General features: G+C 63.7%; 10 protein-coding genes. 4 read left to right on the top strand and 6 right to left on the bottom strand.

Features of this window, described 5'->3' with window-relative positions; all coding sequences use genetic code 11:
- Positions 1–9 precede the first annotated feature (9 nt).
- Positions 10–144: a hypothetical protein gene (locus ODR01_RS24310; protein WP_316980309.1), complete on the top strand. Its 135-nt coding sequence runs from the start codon at positions 10–12 to the stop codon at positions 142–144.
- A 185-nt stretch (positions 145–329) separates the two neighbouring features.
- Here the strand turns inward: ODR01_RS24310 and ODR01_RS24305 are convergent, their stop codons facing one another.
- The 5 genes from ODR01_RS24305 to ODR01_RS24285 all read right to left on the bottom strand — a co-directional run bounded on the left by ODR01_RS24305 (position 330) and on the right by ODR01_RS24285 (position 12,952).
- Positions 330–2,300, bottom strand: a complete 1,971-nt coding sequence (locus ODR01_RS24305; protein ID WP_316980308.1) for a methyl-accepting chemotaxis protein — start codon at positions 2,298–2,300, stop codon at positions 330–332.
- A gap of 315 nt (positions 2,301–2,615) precedes the next feature.
- Positions 2,616–4,298, bottom strand: coding sequence for a methyl-accepting chemotaxis protein (locus tag ODR01_RS24300; RefSeq protein ID WP_316980307.1), 1,683 nt, complete (start codon positions 4,296–4,298; stop codon positions 2,616–2,618).
- 284 nt (positions 4,299–4,582) lie between these two features.
- Positions 4,583–7,438 (bottom strand): methyl-accepting chemotaxis protein, encoded by a 2,856-nt coding sequence (locus tag ODR01_RS24295; protein ID WP_316980306.1) that lies wholly within the window; start codon positions 7,436–7,438, stop codon positions 4,583–4,585.
- 104 nt (positions 7,439–7,542) lie between these two features.
- Positions 7,543–10,065 (bottom strand): methyl-accepting chemotaxis protein, encoded by a 2,523-nt coding sequence (locus ODR01_RS24290; RefSeq protein ID WP_316980305.1) that lies wholly within the window; start codon positions 10,063–10,065, stop codon positions 7,543–7,545.
- Positions 10,066–10,162: 97 nt separating this feature from the next.
- On the bottom strand, positions 10,163–12,952 hold the full coding sequence (locus ODR01_RS24285) for a methyl-accepting chemotaxis protein (protein WP_316980304.1): 2,790 nt from the start codon (positions 12,950–12,952) through the stop codon (positions 10,163–10,165).
- A 1,009-nt stretch (positions 12,953–13,961) separates the two neighbouring features.
- Here ODR01_RS24285 and ODR01_RS24280 point away from each other — a divergent pair.
- The 3 genes from ODR01_RS24280 (at position 13,962) to ODR01_RS24270 (ending at position 15,930) form a co-directional block, all read left to right on the top strand.
- Entirely contained in the window at positions 13,962–14,681 is a 720-nt protein-coding gene (locus ODR01_RS24280) for a response regulator (RefSeq protein ID WP_316980303.1), read from the top strand.
- Between the two features lie 200 nt (positions 14,682–14,881).
- On the top strand, positions 14,882–15,268 hold the full coding sequence (locus tag ODR01_RS24275) for a chemotaxis response regulator CheY (RefSeq protein ID WP_316980302.1): 387 nt from the start codon (positions 14,882–14,884) through the stop codon (positions 15,266–15,268).
- Between the two features lie 23 nt (positions 15,269–15,291).
- Positions 15,292–15,930, top strand: a complete 639-nt coding sequence (locus tag ODR01_RS24270) for a protein phosphatase CheZ (protein ID WP_316980301.1) — start codon at positions 15,292–15,294, stop codon at positions 15,928–15,930.
- Positions 15,931–16,005: 75 nt separating this feature from the next.
- Here the strand turns inward: ODR01_RS24270 and ODR01_RS24265 are convergent, their stop codons facing one another.
- Positions 16,006–18,900: an EAL domain-containing protein gene (locus ODR01_RS24265; protein WP_316980300.1), complete on the bottom strand. Its 2,895-nt coding sequence runs from the start codon at positions 18,898–18,900 to the stop codon at positions 16,006–16,008.
- Positions 18,901–19,005 lie beyond the last annotated feature (105 nt).

Genomic DNA, 19,005 nt, shown 5'->3' with positions numbered 1-19,005 from the left:
TAAAATGCCGTGCGGTTCGATGATGACACCGCCGAATTGCATGCCCTCGCCGGTTTCCCGGCTGACGACCGTCTTGCCGCCGTGCTTGCCGACGATACCGGCCCGCCACACGGAATTGATGAAGACGAAGCCGACGGGGAGTGATGTTAAGGGCGGATTGTCACGGTTGTGTGTCCGAAACCGATAACTTGGTAACGAATTGCCCGTATTGTGTAACGTTGTCGAAGAATTCTAATTATTTTAATCAAATTACATTGACCCAGCCGTTCCCCGCCGCATGTCCATGCGATGGCGCGGGGAAAGATGGCCGGAAGGGCCGTCGACGAAGGTCAGGCGGCGCGCACGTTGGCCAGGAACTTGTCGACCTCGGCGCGAAGCGTTTCGGATTGGCGCGACAACTCGCCGGCCGCGCGGTTGATCTGGCCGGCGGCGGCGCCGGTTTCGTTGGCGGCCGCGCTCACGCCCGCAATGTTGGAGCTGACCTCCTGGGTGCCCGCCGACGCCTGCTCGACGTTGCGCGCGATCTCCTGGGTGGCGGCGCCCTGCTCCTCGACCGCCGAGGCAACCCCCGAGTTGACCTCGTTGATCTTCGAGATCGTGCGGGTGATCTCCTCGATTGCCGCCACGGCTTCCCGGGTGGCCGACTGGATGCCGGTGATCTGGGCGCCGATCTCGTCGGTCGCCTTGGCTGTCTGGTTGGCCAGGTTCTTGACCTCGGAAGCGACCACGGCGAAGCCCTTGCCGGCGTCGCCGGCCCGGGCCGCCTCGATGGTGGCGTTCAAGGCCAGCAGGTTGGTCTGCTCGGCGATATCGGTGATCAGGGCCACCACTTCGCCGATCTTGTTGGCGGCCTGGGCCAGCCCTTGCACCTTGACGTTGGTCTTCTCGGCTTCGGTCACTGCCGCGGCGGCGATTTGAGACGCCTGGGTCACCTGCCGGCTGATCTCGGAAATCGAGGAGGACAGTTCCTCGGCGGCGGAAGCCACCGTCTCGACGTTGGCCGAGGCCTGTTCCGAGGCCGCCGCCACGGCCGAGGCCTGGCGCGTCGTCTCTTCGGCCGTCGCGCTCATCGCCTCGGAAGAGGACAGCATCTCGGTCGCCGCCGACGAGACCTGATCGACCACGGCGCCGACCGCCGCTTCGAATTGCCCGGCCAGTTTCACCATCGTCGCCTGTTTTTCCGCCTCGGCCTGTTTTTCCCGTTCGGCCTGTTCGGCCTCCAGGCGCACCTTGTCGATGGCGTTGTCCTTGAACACCTGGACGGCCTTTGCCATGCGGCCGATTTCGTCGGCCCGGCCGGCGGCCGGAATGGCCACCTCCAGATCGCCTTCGGCGAGTTGGCCCATGGCGGCGGTCATCAGGCGGATCGGCGCCGAAAGACGGCGGCCCATGGCTACCGCGACCAATACGCCGACGACCAAAACCAGCCCGCCGAGAAGAAGGGACGTGTTTCTCGACCGGCTCAGGGCTGTGACGTAGTCGTCGACGTTCCGGGCGATGATTGCCACGCCGATGGTCTTGCCGGAAAAGTCCGTGACCGGGCCGGCGACGATACTGGTTGGAATGCCGTTCAGGTCGCTCCTCACGACCGTGGGGTTGCCGGCGAAAGCGGCATCGATCTGGTCCCGGCCGACGATATCGGCCTTGCCGAGCGTCGTCGCGAAGGCCTTGAAGCCGCCCTTGTCGCGGATGTAGAGCGCGGCGTCGACGCTGAAACGCGCCTTGAAGGAATCGAAGAAGGCTTGTCCGAACGAGGTGCCGAATTCAAGCGACCCGACATGCTTCCCGCCCTGGGATACGGGCACGACGCCGCGCACGCCCAGGCCGCCGGCGCCCGTTTCCAGCCCGACCGTCGGCGATTTGTTGGTGTTGGTGGCGAGGACCGTCAAGCGCTCGGCCGACATGTCGTCGCCGAACTTGTCCAGTCCGTGAAGCCTGAGCAGGGATGTCGCCGGGGGCAGATGGAAGTGGAACTGGGTGACGGCGTAATTCTTCTTCAACGCCTCGAAAGCCGGCAGGAAAAGCTTGGTCAGCCCCTCCCGATCGCGCTTGGCGAGCATATCCTGGGCCGGCGGCAGGTGGGCGACCAGCGCGGCCAGGGTTTCGGCCTTCGACGTCTCGGCGGCGATGGCGCTCTTGAGGGTTTCCAAATACCCCCGGAGTTCGCGATTTTCGGCCGTCGCCGCCAGGCCACGCATTTGATAGATGCCGACGCCGATGCTGATCGCCGATGAAACGATGACCAGAGTCCCCAGCCCCAAAACGATTCGCAGAGAAATGGATTTGACGGCCAGCGTCATTTTGTTTCCTTCCCCACCAATGCAGGCAGCTTCGTTTTTCGTGCTGCCTTATAATATTGCGTGCTTAAACCGGATGGCACGCCGCCGTTATCCCAGGGCAGATCATTACGACAATTTGTCCGACGTCATCCGATTGGTTACAAATTATCAGCATTTTGCTGCGTTTTACAGCGATTGCATCGTGTCGCCGGTGGCGATGGGCCAACATATTTGTGAAGCGGGGAAATGGGCGAGTCCCCCCCCCGTGCCGCGCGTAGTCGTGGCGGCACGGGGAAAGGATCGGGCGGGCGACGGCCGGAGGCCGTCGAGGAAAGGTCAGGCGGCTCGCACGCCGGCCAGGAACTTGTCGACCTCGGCGCGCAGCGTTTCGGATTGGCGCGACAGGTCGGCCGCCGTCGACTGGATCTGGGTGGCCGCGGCGCCCGTGTCATTGGCCGCCGCACTCACGCCGCCGATGTTGGCCGACACCTCCTGGGTGCCCGCCGCCGCCTGCTCGACGTTGCGCGCGATCTCCTGCGTCGCCGCGCCCTGCTCCTCGACCGCCGAGGCGACACCCGAGTTGACCTCGTTGATCTTGGAGATGGTCTTGGTGATCGACTCGATGGCCGAAACGGCTTCCTGGGTCGCCGACTGGATGCCGGTGATCTGGGCCCCGATCTCGTCTGTCGCCTTGGCCGTCTGGTTGGCCAAGTTCTTGACCTCGGAAGCCACCACGGCAAAACCCTTGCCGGCATCGCCGGCCCGGGCCGCCTCGATGGTGGCGTTCAAGGCCAAAAGGTTGGTCTGCTCGGCGATGTCGGTGATCAGCGCCACCACTTCGCCGATCTTCTGGGCGGCCGCAGCGAGCCCCTGGACCTTGACGTTGGTCTGCTCGGCCTCGGTCACCGCGGCCGAGGCGATCTGGGACGCCTGGATCACTTGGCGGCCGATCTCCGAGACGGAGCTCGACAGTTCCTCGGCCGCCGAGGCGACGGTCTGCACGTTGGCCGAGGCCTGCTCGGAAGCCGCCGCCACGGCGGTGGCCTGACGGGTGGCCTCCTCGGCCGTCGCGCTCATGGATTCCGAAGAGGACTGCATTTCGGTCGCCGCCGCCGCCACCGACCTCACGGCTTCCGACGAGGTGGCGTCGAAGGCCTTGCACAAATCCTCGATGCGCTTGGCCCGGGCCGCCCGTTCCTGCTCCTGGCGCCGCTGCTCTTCGGCCAGACGGTCGGCCTCGATCTTGTTGTCCTTGAAGACCTGCACCGCGCGGGCCATGCCTCCGACCTCGTCGCCACGATCCGTTCCTTCGACGGTCACGCTGACGTCGCCCTTGGCCAGTTGCTGCATGTTGGCGGCGACGTGGGAAAGGGGTCGCGTGATGCTCCGGCTGATGACCAGGGAGCCGCCGACGATCAAAAGCAGGATGAGCAGCGATACCGAGCCGACGATGGCCAGGTCCCGCATGAAGACGTCGGTGACGTCGTCGACGTAGATGCCCGACGAAATGACCCACTGCCAGGGGGCGAAGGGCGTGACATAGGAGATCTTGGGCACCGGCTTGGAGGCTCCCGGTTTGGGCCACAGGTATTCGACGAAGCCGCCGCCATTCTCCTTGCCCAGGCGGACCAGGATGTCGAAGATCAACTGGCCGTCGGGCCCCTTCGTCCCAGCCAACGACTTGCCGTTCAGTTCCGGCTTGATCGGATGCATCAGCATCACGTTGTCATAGGACTGGACGGCGAAGTATTCGCCGCTCCCATAGCGCAGGCTGCTGATTTCACCGAGGGCGGCTTTTTGCGCCGCCTCGGGGGAGAGGGCTCCCGATTTCTGCAATGCATGGTAATGGCCGGCCAGGGCTCCGACGACCTGGACGACGTGTTCCGTCTTGACCTTGCGATCCTCCATCAGGGTGTGGCGGATTTCGTAAAGACCGAAGCTCCCCACGGCGGCGATACCGACGGCCGTTCCCCCGACGATGAGCATAATTCTTTGGCTAATCTTCAGCTTTTCCCACATGAATTCCCTCTTCGCGTTCGCGCTTTCATCGATCTTGTTTTTTTGCCGGGTGAAAGTCGGTCGTGGCCGATTCGATGCCGCAACTGCTCTTTGGAGTTGCATGGCAGTCCATCACTGTAGAACAGGAGTATTACGAAAGTTGGTCGGGAAAATTTCTTTCCGATGGCCGGTTGTAACGTTCTGCCACACTTTTCGACGGGTAGGGGGCTGTGTCCCGCCGATCCCCGAAAACAGGAACCCCCGCCGGAAGCCCGGCGGGGGTTTCTGTTCACGAAAAGGCGTTCCTAGGCGGTACGGACGCTGGCCAGGAACTTGTCGACCTCGGCGCGCAGCGTTTCGGATTGGCGCGACAGGTCGCCGGCCGCCTTGTTGATCTGTCCGGCTGCCGTGCCGGTTTCGTTGGCCGCCGCACTCACGCCGCCGATGTTGGCCGACACCTCCTGGGTGCCGGCCGCCGCCTGCTCGACGTTGCGCGCGATCTCCTGCGTCGCCGCGCCCTGTTCCTCGACCGCCGAGGCGACCCCCGAGTTGACCTCGTTGATCTGGGAGATCGTCTTGGTGATCGAGTCGATGGCCGAAACGGCTTCCTGGGTGGCCGACTGGATGCCGGCGATCTGCGCCCCGATCTCGTCGGTCGCCTTGGCCGTCTGGTTGGCCAGGTTCTTCACTTCCGAGGCAACTACGGCGAAGCCCTTGCCGGCGTCGCCGGCCCGCGCCGCCTCGATGGTGGCGTTGAGCGCCAGCAGGTTGGTCTGCTCGGCGATGTCGGTGATCAAAGCCACCACTTCGCCGATCTTGTTGGCAGCCTGGGCCAGCCCTTGCACCTTGACGTTGGTCTGCTCGGCCTCGCTCACCGCGGCCGAGGCGATCTGGGAGGCCTGCGTCACCTGCCGGCCGATCTCGGCGATCGAGGAGGACAGTTCCTCGGCGGCGGAAGCCACCGTCTCGACGTTGGCCGAGGCCTGCTCCGAGGCGGCGGCCACGGCAGAGGCCTGCCGCGTCGTCTCCTCGGCGGTGGCGCTCATCGCCTCGGAAGAGGACTGCATTTCGGTCGCCGCCGAGGACACCTGGCCAACGACGTGGCCGACCGAGGCCTCGAAGGTATCCGCCAACTTCAGCATGGCCGCCCGCTTTTCCGCTTCGGCCTGACGGTCCTTCTCTTCCTGTTCCGCCTCGAGACGCACCTTCTCGTTGGCATTCTCCTTGAATATCTGGACCGTGCCGGCCATTTCGCCGATTTCGTCGTGGCGTTCAAGGGCTGGGAGGGCGACATCGAGATTGCCCGCAGCCAGGAGTTTCATGGCCGCCATCAACTCCCGGATGGGCCGGCTGACGCTGCGGCCGATGAAGAAGGCGAGAAGGATGCCAAGGACAAGCGCCCCCAGCGTTCCGGAAATGGCCACCGTGTCGGCCGTCCGCTTTTGGGACGTCATGGCCGCCGCCTGATCCTCGCGGGCCTTGAAGGCGATCTCGTTGACCCGATCCGCCGCCGAGGCCATCCCACGGTCGGCCTCTTCCTGCTGGCGGGTCAGCGAGACGATCTCCTGAAATTTGGCTTGGTAAGTCTTCGCCAATTCCTGAATCTCGCCGGCAAGTTTTTGTTCGGCGGCGTCTTTCATCTGGCCCTTCATGTCCTCGGCCAGTTTCACGACCGAGGAAACGGCTTCCTCGATCGTCGCCGCCGCGTCCGCGCCGCCGCTCAGAAGAAAGGCGTTTTCGGTCTGCCGGGCCGCCGCCATGCGTTCGGTCAGGCTGCCGGCGTTCTCGGCCAGCTTCTGCTCGGCCGCCATCGACGCCCGCACCGCATCGGCCGCGTCGACCAGGCCTTGGTAATGCTGCTGCTGTTGTTCCCGCAGTTCGGTCATCGCATCGGTGAAGGTCTTGGCGTTCTCGACCATTCTGGTGATCGCGACCTCCTTCTTCAGGGTCAGTCCCTTGTCGTTATAGCGGAGTGCAGCCAGGGCCTTGAATTTGGTCGCGTAGGTGGACACGGCCTCGACGATCCGGTCCATCTCCTCGGCGAGGCCGGCGGCCGACGGGAAGCGGCCCTTTATGCCGTCCGCATAGTTACTGATCTGCCGCAGCTTTTCGTTGACCTGTTCGACCAGGGTCGCCGGCTGCTTCGAGAGGAGGAAGTCCTTTTCTACGGAGTGGGCCTCGGCGAGCAGGCGGTAAAGCTTGCCGGTTTCGAGCAGCGCCGCGTATTGGGACGCACGGCCGGTCAGGATTTCCTGAAGCTTGGGGAGGATATCCTCCACCCTCTTGACCTCGCCCTGCAGATCGTATTGCAGTATCGTCTGCTGGAAGGCGTAGTTCTTGGATTCCTTCAGAACGGCGACCAGATCCGCGAACGACTCCTGGTAGGCTTTGAGGGCGGCGAGGGCCGCGTTCACCCGCTCCTGGTTTCCGGGGTCGGGAAACTCGCGTCCCAACGCCTCGGTCAACGGTATGACCTGGACAATCTGCTCGCCGACGCTCTTCTGATAGGTTTCGCTGCCAAACAGTTGCAGATCCTTCTCGTCGCGCCGCATGTCGGCGATCACCGAGAGAATTTTGCTGATCGCGTCGACCTTTTTGAAGGCGTCCCTTTCCCCGCCCGCCATCTCGTCGACGCGCTTGCCGATTCCTTCCGCCGCATCCTTGTGGCTTTTGGCGATCTGCTGGGCCCGCTGCTGCACGTCCTCGAAGCGCGCTATGGTCTCGGCAACGGCTTTTGACTTCCGCCTCTCGAGGTCGGCATAGACGGCAAACGCCTGCCGGTATTCGTCGACGGCCTTCAGGATGCGATCCATGGTGTCCCGGTCGGAGCCGGTACGAAGTCCGTCCTTGATGCGGGTACCTTCACCGTTGATGGAGTCGATTCCGGCGTTGACCTCCGCGACGTGCTTTTCGTCACCCCGAATTTGAAAATTCTTTTCCGCGACCCGCGTCTGCAGAAGTTGGGTGACGAGGCGGCCCATGCCTTCCGAGGTTTCGACGCGGTCGGCGAAGATGCCGAGCGATTGCCATCCGACGATGGACACCACCGTCGTCAGCCCCAGCACCAGGGCGAATCCAAGGAAGGTTCTCGGACCGATGCGCAAACGGGAAACTGCCTTCAGGCCGCTCCGTTTCGCACCCTTGGAGATAGATTCAGCCACCCTCCCACCATCTTCGGTTCTGTCGATACCCGTCCTGGTTCCGCCAAAAGGGGTCATTGCATCCTCCCGTTTCTTTCTCTTCCCGTCCTGCCGTTCCGGAGCGGCTATGCGGTCCGCACGTTGGCCAGGAACTTGTCGACTTCTGCGCGCAGCGTCTCGGATTGGCGGGACAGTTCGCCGGCCGCCTTGTGGATCTGTTCGGCCGCGGTACCGGTTTCGTTGGCGGCCACACTGACGCCGGAGATGTTGGCCGAAACCTCCTGGGTGCCCGCCGATGCCTGCTCGACGTTGCGGGCGATCTCCTGGGTCGCCGCGCCCTGCTCCTCGACCGCCGAGGCGACCCCCGAGTTGACCTCGTTGATCTTGGAGATCGTCTTGGTGATCGATTCGATGGCCGAGACCGCCTCCTGCGTCGCCGCCTGGATGCCCGATATCTGGGCGCCGATCTCGTCGGTGGCCTTGGCCGTCTGGTTGGCCAGGTTCTTGACCTCGGAAGCGACCACCGCGAAGCCCTTGCCGGCATCGCCGGCCCGGGCCGCCTCGATGGTGGCGTTGAGCGCCAGCAGGTTGGTCTGCTCGGCGATGTCGGTGATCAAAGCCACCACTTCACCGATCTTGTTGGCCGCCTGGGCCAGGCCCTGGACCTTGACGTTGGCCTGCTCGGCCTCGGTCACCGCCGCCGAAGCGATTTGGGACGCCTGCGTCACCTGCCGGCTGATCTCGGAGATCGAGGAGGACAGTTCCTCGGCCGCCGAGGCCACCGTCTCGACATTCGCCGAGGCCTGCTCCGAGGCGGCGGCCACGGCGGAAGCCTGGCGCGTCGTTTCCTCGGCGGTTGCCCCCATGGCCTCGGAGGAGGCCTGCATCTCGGTCGCCGCCGAGGACACCCGCTCGACCACCTCGCCCACCGAGGCTTCGAACTGGTCGGCCATCTTGACCATGGCTGCCCGCTTTTCCTTCTCGGCGCGGCGCTCGTTCTCCTCCTGCTTCTCGCGCATGCGGCCCATCTCGAGGGTTTTTTCGAGGAACACCCCCATGGCCCGGGACAGCGCGCCGATTTCGTTCCTGAGGCTGCGGTTCCTGATCTCGATCGAGGTGTCGCCCTCGGCCAGGCGCAGCATGTTGTCGGTGATGTAGGAAAGCGGTGCCGTGATGCTCCGGCTGATGAAAAAGGCGAAGATGACGCCGAGGACGAGGGCGACCGCCGAGCCGATGATCGCCAGCAGGCCCGAGCTGTCCCGCTGGTCTGTCATGGCCGCCTTCTGGTCCGCCGTAGCCTGTGCGATCCGGGCGTTCAGCGCCCGCGATGAGTCGGCCATGGCCTGATCGGCTTCGGCCTGCTCGGTCGTAAAGGCGACGACATTCTCGAACTCCGCCAGGTAGCCGTCGGCGCTCTCGCCGATCTTCTGGATGGCGGCCTTGTCTTCGCTTTCGGTCAGCCGGGTTGCCAGGCTGCCGACCACGTCCTTGATCCCGCCGGCCCAGTAACGGACATCGTCGGCCGCCTCGCTGGCGGGTCGGCTGACGTAATGTTGCTGGGAGAGGCGGATCTTCCAGACGGTTTCGATCAACCGGCCGGCATCCTGGGTGATGAGCTGCCGGGCGTCCATGTCCTCCTTGGCCGACTGGGTGTCGCTGGCGATGAAATCGAATTCCGCGGTTTGGCCCGCCGCCAGGACCCGCAGGATGTCCTTGATCCCTTGGGTCGTTTTTTCCACGGCCATTGCCGCATTCTGCGCCTGCGATTTGTCCCCGGCGGTCAGGAACTCGGCCATTTTGGCAAAACCGGCATCGAGGCTCTTCATCATAGTGAAGACGTCGTCGGGAAGCTGGCCGGCGTCTTCCTCGCCCAACATGACCTTGAGGTCGCCGAGGCTCATGGCCGCCTTTTGGGACAACGACTTGAATTTATCGGCATGGGCGGCGTTGCCGGTAAGCTGGAACTTTTGCACCTCGACCAGTCCGTCGGACATCAGGCCGACCACGTTGGCGGATTCGGTGGCAATGGCCATCCGGCGCTCGCGTTGCAGTTCCAGCCTGGCCAGTTCTTCGGCCATCTGCTTGTAGCGAAGATTCTGTGCCAGGCGCAGTTCGTCGGCCACCGCTTCCATCTCGGACGCCCGCACCAGCATGCGGCCCAATGCCGCCTTCTTCTTGCCTTCTAGGTCGTGATAGAGATTGAGTTGGGTTTCGTAGCGGTCGATCTCGGCCTTTAATCTGTCAATCAGCTCACGGCCATCGACCGATCGGAACAGCGCCTCGAGGCCGTCGGCCTGTTCCCTCAGGGGGCCGATCTTCTGCCTGGCGCTTTCGAAGTCGCGCTCCTCGCCGCCGATCTGGAAATTCTTTTGGTCGTTGCGGATTTCGACGAAGCGGTCGGCCAAGAGGACCACGGCGTCGGTCTTTTCGAATTCGGCCCCGACTTCGCGCAGGCCGTTCCATCCCAGAAAGGACACGCCGATCGTCAGCGCCAGGACCACGGCAAACCCCAAGCCGATCTTGCGCCCGATGCGGACATTGGAAAGACCGATCCGCCGGATCAGGGACAGCGCTTCCGGGGGGGAACCGCTTTCGCCCGACGAAGAGGCGGCTGGTGCGCGGTCGTCCCGGGTCATGTCGGCGTGCATGTCGTTGCCCCTTTTTCGACTTTCGTTTCGCGTTGCCTTAGCCGCCTCCATCGGTCCGGTTTGCGCGGACGGATGGGGAATGCCTACCGGTTCTTCTCTACGCCGAGCGAACGCCGCTCAGGAACTTGGCGACCTCGACGCGCAGCCGTTCGGATTGCTGGGACAGTTCCCCCGCCGCCGACTGGATTTGCCGGGCCGCTTCGCCGGTTTCGTTGGCCGCCTGACTGACCCCGGTGATGTTCGAGGAAACTTCCTGGGTGCCGGCCGCCGCCTGCTCGACGTTCCTGGCGATCTCCTGCGTCGCCGCGCCCTGCTCTTCGACGGCGGACGCGATGCCGGAGGCCACCTCGTCGATCTCGGCGATCGTCTTGCCGATGCCGGCGATGGCTTCGACCGCCTCCTGGGTGGAGGTCTGGATGCCGGCGATCTGGGCGCCGATTTCCTCGGTCGCCTTGGCCGTCTGGTTGGCCAGGTTCTTGACCTCGGAAGCCACCACCGCGAAACCCTTGCCGGCGTCGCCGGCCCGGGCCGCCTCGATGGTGGCGTTGAGCGCCAGCAGATTGGTCTGGTCGGCGATGTCGGTAATCAAGGCCACCACTTCCCCGATCTTCTGGGCGGCTTCGGCCAGGCCCTGGACGCGCACGTTGGTCTCCTGTGCTTCTTCCACCGCCGCGCGGGCGACCTGCGAGGCGTGGGTGACCTGGCGGCCGATTTCGGAAATGGAGGAGGACAACTCCTCGGCGGCGGAGGCGACCGTTTCGACGTTGGCCGAGGCCTGTTCGGAGGCGGCGGCCACCGCAGCCGCCTGGCGGGTTGTTTCTTCGGCCGTCGCGCTCATCGCCTCGGAGGAAGACTGCATCTCGGTCGAAGCCGATGACACCTGTTCGACGACCTGTCCGACCGAGGTTTCGAACGCATTGGCCATGGTCATCATCGCCCGGCGCTTTTCGGTTTCGGCCCGCTGTTCCCGTTCCGCTTGCTCGGCCTCCAGACGGACCTTTTCGACGGCGTTGTCCTTGAACACCTGCACGGCGCCCGCCATTTCGCCGATCTCGTCCTTGCGGCCCTGGGCCGGCACCTCGACTTCCAGGTCGCCGTCGGCGAGGCGCTTCATGGCGCCGGTCATCTCGTTGATGGGGCGGCTGATGCCCCGCCCGATCAGGAAGGCGAAGACGGCGCCGAGACCGAGGGCCACCAGGGTGCCGACGATCATCAACGTGTTGGACCGGGATTGCTGGGCCACCATCGCGGTCTGCTGGTCGTCGCCGGCCTTGACGACCATCTCGTTGACCGAATTCGCAGCCTGGACCATGGCGGCATCGGCCGTCGCCTGCTGCCCGGTCAGCGCCACAACCTCCTTGAACTTCTCGCCGTAGGCCGTGGCCTTGCCCCGCAACGTCACGGCGAGCTCTTTGTCCTCGGAACTCTCGAAACGGGTCTCCATGTTCTGGGTCAGGGGCAGAACGAGCATGACGGCCCGCTCCACCAGGGCGGCGCTGTCGGTATCGCCACGCAGCAGGAAGTCCTTCTCGGCGTGGCGGGCGTCGCTGACGTACTTGATGAGACGATTGGCGTCGCTGGCGGTAAGCAGCTTGGCGGCCATTTCGGTGCGCCCCTTGGCGACCTCGCCGGTGATCATCTGGTATTCGTCTTCCTGGGCCAGACGAAGCTGGGAAACCAGCGCCTCGAACTCGCGGGCGCTGTTGATCATGTCGTCCAGGGCCGCCTTCTTGCGTTCGCCGCTGCTCTCGGCCTGGACGCGGACATCGAAGGCCGTCTTGAAGGCGGCGCCATAGCTCTTCATGGCTTCCGCCGCGTCGTCGAGGGATTTTGCCGCCTCGCCGTTGACGCCAGCCCTGAGGTCTGCCGCCAGCGTGACGAACTTCTGGATGGCTTCGCCGATGCGCTCGCCCAGCCGCTGATCCGCCGACAGCAGGAAATCCTTAGCCGCCAATTGCACCTCGCCCAGGTAGGCGGCGAGACGGGCGGTGCCGTCGCCGGCGACCATGTTCTTGGATTGAAGCGTCGTCAGGCGGGCCTGGGCGATCCGGCCCTGCCGCCCCATGTCGGAAAGGGCGGCTTCGCCAAGCGTCCCCGAATCGCGAACCGAGGCCACCACCTCGATCAGTTTTTCCAAGCCGGCGAGATAAGTCCGGGCGGCGGCAATCACTTGGTCGACCTGGGCCTGGACCTCGGCGTTGTCGAACCGCTTCTTCAGGCTTTCGCATAACTCCAGGGTCTGCGTGATTCCCCGGCGGGCCTGCTGGGCGTACACCTCTTCGCCGGTCAACAGGAAATCCTTTTCGTCGCGGCGGGCGGCGCCGACCATGGCGAGCAGGCGATTGGCGTCTTCCGACTTGACGCGCCGGTCGTCGCGCGTCAGTTCAAGCTTGTCGACCCGTTGCTGAAGGGACTGATAGGCGATCTTCTGGTCTTCCTCGATCTCTCCGGCCAGTTCTTCAAAACTGCCGGCCTCCTGGACCACGGCGGCGAGGGCCTTGTCCTTGCCTTTCTGTAGGTCGGCATACTTGGTGAACGCCGCGTGATAGGCGTCGACCGCCGCCAGCAGGCGGTCGACCATCGCCTTGTCGGCGTCGGATTGGACCTCGGCCCTCAGCTCGGTGCCGAGGTCGTGGATGCGGGCGATCCTGGCGGCGACGGCCTGGATGAACTTCTCGTCGCTGCGGATCTGAAAGTTCTTTTCGTCGGTCCGGGTTTCCAGCAGCGTCCTGACCACGGCATTGGAGTCATTGGCCGCCTTGACCTGCGAGCCGAAATTGGTCAGCCCGCTCCAACCGACGAAGGCGACCCCCGCGGTCAAAACCAGAACGGCCGCGAAACCCAGCGCGATCTTCGCTCCAATGCGGAACTGGAGGACCTTTTGCATCCAGGTCTTGACGAATGCCTTGCTTCCGCCTTCCTCCAGGCGCGAGCTCCCTTTCCCAATCGGTTGCTGCTCTCCCAGAAAGCTCGACCGGTCAAGGGCATCTGCTCGCATTTTCTTCTCCACTTTGCACCAAGACGCCGGTCCCAGGGCTTCACGGAAAAAGCCATTGCCGCGTTTCATCCGGGGGTTGTCGGCGTCTTCTCCATTCTGGACAAACCTCCCGCCGTACCACCAAGGGGCGACGGATCGGTTGAAAGACTACCACGCACGACGACCTTCCCATAGAGGCGAGGCACGGTGATGCCACGCAAAACAGCGGAACGTCGGGATAGGGATCGCCGAGGGAACGGTCTGAAAAGCTTTGGTCTCGCGCAGGAATACGAATCCACGGCTCCAAGACAATCGATCTCTGGCGGGAGAGGGTCCCCCCCGCGTGCAGGGGCAGGCCGGCTTCAAAACGCCATGACAACACGCTATTCTTGGTTGGAAAGGGGTGCCCGAATATGACGAGAATGCCCCAACGTGTTGTCTTTTCTCAAGATCAGCGCACCAAAGATCAAATATACAGATCGGAGTTTCGTTGTAAATAAAGATGTGTTTTCAAAAATGTTGACATTCTTTCATAAATATTTCTATTTTTTTTCGAGTATGTTTCAATTGTTACGATATCCCCTTGGATTGAGGCGGGACTAATTCTCATTCCTATGGGGAGCGGGAGGGACACCGGCGGGGGAGGGGTGGCACGGTTCTTGCCATTGGAAGCGCATTCTGGTGCGGCTACCTTTCGGCACGACTTCGGGGTATTGTGCGTTCGACGGTCGTAAGGTGGGGAAGCCGAAAGCGGGCGGAACGGCGCCCGTGACCGGAGCGTGGGTTCGGAATGGCGCGGGGCGAACGCGTTCGGCGATCAACGCGAGCAGGCGTTTTCCTTTGGTTCCCCAGGCTCGGGGTGATCTGCTATGATCCCGGCGCAGGGTGTCTGCATTATTAGGGTGGGGCCAAAATAGCGATGTCGGAGCATATTCTCGTTGTCGAGGATGATCCTACTGTTCGCAGCTTTATCGAGGAATACCTCGGCAGCCAGGGGTATCGCATGTCCGGAGCCAGGGACGGCACCACCATGCGCCACATCTTTGGCAAGCAGGACGTCGATCTGGTGATCCTGGATCTGATGCTCCCGGGGGAGGATGGGCTGGAACTGGCCCGCGAGATCCGTTCGGAATCGGACGTCCCCATCATCATGGTGACCGGCCGGGCCGACATCGTCGATCGCGTGGTCGGTCTGGAAATCGGCGCCGACGACTACATCCCGAAACCCTTCGAGGCCCGCGAACTGCTGGCGCGGGTGCGCTCTGTCCTGCGGCGCAGCCAGCGTTCGGGCAACCTCCACCATGAAATGAAAGCGGGCCAGAACACGGCGACGTTCGCCGGCTGGCGGCTCGATATGGGACGCCGGCAGCTTTACGCGCCGGCCGGCGAGGAGATCAAGCTGACGTCCGCCGAGTTCGATTTGTTGGCCGCCTTCATCAGTAATCCGGACAAGGTGCTGAGCCGGGACCGCCTGCTGGATCTGGTCTATGGCCGCGAGATGTTTCCCTTCGAGAGGAGCATCGACGTGCTGGTCATGCGGCTGCGCGGCAAGATCGAAGAGGATCGGGCCAACCCGATTTTCATCAAGACCGTTCGCGGCTCCGGCTATGTGTTTACGCCCGAAGTCAAAATCCAATGAATGCCTCTTCCCGCTCCCCCGAAACCGGCGACGACGCGGTCGGCGACGCGCCGATGCAAATCCGGTTGCGGGATGGGGCCTTCTGCCAATATGTTTGGCAAGACTGTACGTTCCGCGTCGACCGTCCAACGGCCTTGGGGAACGTGGAGAATGGGGGAAGGAAAGGTAAGTCTCGAGGCCGTCCTGGAATGGAGTAACAAATGCCTGTCGACAAGAACATGAAGGTCCTCGTCGTGGACGACTATCGCACGATGCTCAGGATTCTTCGCAATTTGCTCCGCCAATTGGACTTTCGCAATGTCCATGAAGCGACCGATGGCACCGAGGCGCTGCTCAAGCTGCGCGAAGGTGGGTTCGGACTGGTCATTTCCGACTGGAACATGGAACCGATGACGGGCATTCAGCTGCTCCGCGAAGTTCGCGCCGACGACAAGCTGAGGCACATCCCCTTCATCATGGTGACCGCGGAGAGCAAGCCGGAGAACGTGATCGCCGCCAAACAGGCGGGGGTTTCGAACTACATCGTCAAACCCTTCAACGCCGAGACGCTCAAGGCCAAAATGGCCAGTGTCCTGGGCGAGTTTTAGGTTCCGCCATGCCGAATAAGAGAGTGGACGTCGCTCGGCTTCTCGAGGAGTTGCGGCGCCGGTATGGAGATACGGTGAAGGTCGAGGAGGTGGCCAAGGTCATTGCCGCGCTGCTGTCCTCCGGTACGCCGAACCTGGTGGGGGTCAGCCGCAAGATCTACGCCGAGCTGGAAGCCCTCAACCGGTATATCCAGTCGGCCAAGGCCGAGATCGCGGCCCTGCGGCCCGACGAGGTGAAGGCCGAGTACCTGCCGACGGCGACGAACGAGCTTGATGCCATCGTCCAGGCGACCGCGGATGCGACCAACGAAATCATGGACGCCACGGAAACCATCGAGCGGGTCAGCGAAAAGCTGGAGGGCGAGGACCAGGACTCCCTGGCGGATGCCACGACCCGTATCTACGAGGCGTGCGGCTTCCAGGACATCACCGGCCAGCGTATCACCAAGGTGGTGAAGGCCCTCAAGGAGATCGAAGTCAAGGTCGACGCCCTGGTCGTTGCCTTCGGCGGCGAATTGGGCGAGATCAAGGGCAAGGAGGCGCAAAAGCCGGCGGCCAAGGCGGCGGCGTCTTCGGACGAGGAGTTGCTGCATGGGCCGCAGCAACCCGGCGAGGGGATCTCGCAGGACGAGATCGACCGGCTTCTGGCCGGATTCAACTGACTGTCCGGGCGCCCGCGGGCGCCCCATGCGGTTCCTGGAGCGGCCGGCGAAAGCCGGCCGTTCCGTTTGCCGGGTTCAGCCGACGGCGCGCTTGGCGGTCTTGTCGGCAAGGCCGGCCGCGAAATCGTCGGCCGACATCGGCTTGCCGTAGAGATATCCCTGGATGAAGTCGCATCCGGCGCCGTTGAGGACCATCGCCTGGCCGGGCGTTTCCACGCCCTCGCCGATGACCTTGATGCCAAGGCAATGGGCCATCGCGATCATGGCCTTGACCAGGGCGGCGTCCTTTTCGCTCGATCCCAGATTGCGGATGAAGCTGCGGTCGATCTTCAGGATCTTGGTGGGGAACTGCCTGAGATAAGTGAGCGCCGAATAGCCGGTGCCGAAGTCGTCGATGGACAGGCTGATGCCCATGCCGTCGAGAACCTCGATGATCCGCCCGTTCTGGGTACCGCACTCGACGAGAAGCCGCTCGGTGAGTTCGAGCTCGAGATGGTCCGGCGGCAAGGTCGTTTCGTGCAGGGTGCGGGCAACGGTCTCGGCGAAGGACACGTCCCTCAACTGGCGGGCCGAGACGTTGACCGCCATGTGCAGGGAGGTGCCGCTGGACCGGTTCCAGTGGGCGGCCTGCCGGCAGGCCTTGGTCAGGATCCACTCGCCGAGGCTGACGATCAAGTCGCTTTCCTCGGCCAACGGGATGAATTCGCTGGGCGGGATCGGGCCCAGTTGCGGACTGTTCCAGCGCATCAGCGCCTCGGCGCCCACCCATCGGCGCGTGGCGGTTTCGACGACCGGCTGGTAGAGCACCGACAGTTCGTCGTTTTCGATCGCACGGCGCAGCAGCGACTGCATCTGAATGCGCCGCCTGGCATCCACGTTCATGCGCGGCGTGAAGTAGCGGCAGGTATTGCGCCCGGCCGACTTGGCCCGCTGGAGGGCCGATTGGGCGTTGCGCAGGAGAACCTGCGGCTCGATGCCGTCGGTGGGAAAGAGCGTCTGGCCGATGCTCGCCGTCAGGATGATTTCCTGACCGTCGATGAAGAACGGCTCGGCCAGCGCGTTAATGACGCGCCGGCTGGCGATTTCGGCATGAATGCCGGCCTCGAGGTCGGGGAAAATGATGGAAAAGACGTCGCCCTCCAACCGGGCTATGGTGCCGCTGTCTTCGATGGCCGCCCGCAGGCGGTCCGCCACCTCGATCAGCACGTCGTCACCGGCGGCGTGGCCGAACGTGCCGTTGATCCGTTTGAAATCGTCGATGCCGACGCACATCAGGGCGACCACCCGGTTGCCATGACGGGCCCGGCCCAGGGCCTGGGACAGGCGATCCATGGCCAGGGCGCGGTTGGGCAGGTCGGTCAGCGCGTCGTAGTGGGCTTGGCGCAGCAGACGCTCTTCGTAGGCCTTGCGGACGGTCAGGTCTTCCTTGACGGCCACATAGTGGGTGATTCCGCCATCCTCGCCCTTGATCGGGGAGATGATGGCGTATTCCCAGAACAGCGAGCCGTTCTTCTTCCGGTTGCAAAACTCGCCCCGCCATTCGCGGCCCTGCTTGATGGCGCCCCAAAGCTCCTGATAGACGGTGTCCGGGGTGTTCCCCGACTTGAGGACGCCGGGGGTCTTTCCGGCCACGTCGGCCAACGCGTAGCCGGAAACCTCTTCGAATCTCGGATTGACGTATTCGATGTGGCCGTGGGCGTCGGTGATGAGGACCAGGGACGAGCTTTGCTCGACGACCTTGGAAAGCTTGCGGAAGGTTTCTTCCGCGCGCTTGCGTTCGGTCACGTCGCGAATCACCGTGTGTACCGCGTAGCCGTTGTCGACATGGACGCGGGCGGCCGTGGCCTCGGCGATGAAGTTCTCGCCATCGAGCTTGCGGTAGGCGCCCTCGGTCAGCGGCATGGCCCATCCCGAGACGAGGACGTTTCGCCGCAGGGCCCGGGCCTTTTCCTGGTGCGCCGGAGCGAGGACGTCGTCGACGGCCATGCCGATAAGCTTTTCGGGCCTTTCCGCCCTAAACAGCGACGCCGCGACATTGTTGGCGTAGATGATTTCGTCGTTCCGGTGGACCAGCACCGCATCCGGCGATTGCTCGACCAGCAGGCGATAGCGGCTCTCGCCTTCCCGCAGGGCCTGGCGTTCGCGATCCTGGGCGATCTCCTTTTCGATGCGCAGCCGCTCCATCTCATGTGTCTTCTGGCGGAAAAAGTTGAACGCCCTGGCCAGGTCGCCGATTTCGTCGCGGCGTTCCGGTTCGCGGACCGGCGAGGAAAACTGCCCTTCCGTCAATTGCACCAGGCTGCGGGTGACGGCGGCCAAGGGCGTGGCGATGCCGCGGGCGATCCACATCGACCCGGCGACGACGATGGCGAGGACGGCGAGCGCGATGCCGCCGACGAAGGCGGTTCGCGTCCAGATCATTTCGCGGACGTCATCGATATAAAGGCCGGTGCCGATGATCCATTCCCAAGGGCCGTACAGGGTGATGAAGGAGACTTTGTGAACGGCGGAATCCGAGCCCGGCTTTGGCCACTCATAGTTGATGAATCCGCTTTCCCTCGTTTTGATCGCTTGCAGGGCCGCGGCGGCAACCGCCCGGCTGTACGGATCGGCGGCGGCGGCCATGTCGACGCCTTCGAGTTCGCGCCGGACCGGATGGGCCACTATCCTGGCGTGCGTATCGATGATCCAGAAGTACCCGGATTCTCCGAAGCGCAGGTTGCGGATCTCCTCCTTGGCCCATTCCTGGGCCTCGAGTAGCGAGAGTTGGCCGGCCGCCACCCGGGAATCGATATGGTGGACGAGGCGGACGGCGACCTCGACCATCTCGCGGGCCTGGTTGCGGCGCTCCGCGGTGATGGAGCGGGCCAGATCGCCGATGCCGGCCGCCCCGACCGCCAGGATGCCGATCGCGGCGGCGAGGATAAGGATCGACTGTTTCCAGCGCAGTTTCAGGTCTTTGATGGTCATCGGTTGTCTTTGAAGACCTCCGGCGCCCCTAGTCGAGTTGGGAGAGCATGGGGGCGGAATCTTCGATTTTCTGGATGTTTTCGATGCCCTGTTTGAGCTCGCTCA

The sequence above is a fragment of the Shumkonia mesophila genome (assembly GCF_026163695.1).
Taxonomy (GTDB): domain Bacteria; phylum Pseudomonadota; class Alphaproteobacteria; order Rhodospirillales; family Shumkoniaceae; genus Shumkonia; species Shumkonia mesophila.
The sequence above is the reverse complement of the archived record's forward strand: the minus strand, read 5'-3'. Positions and strand labels throughout refer to the sequence as shown.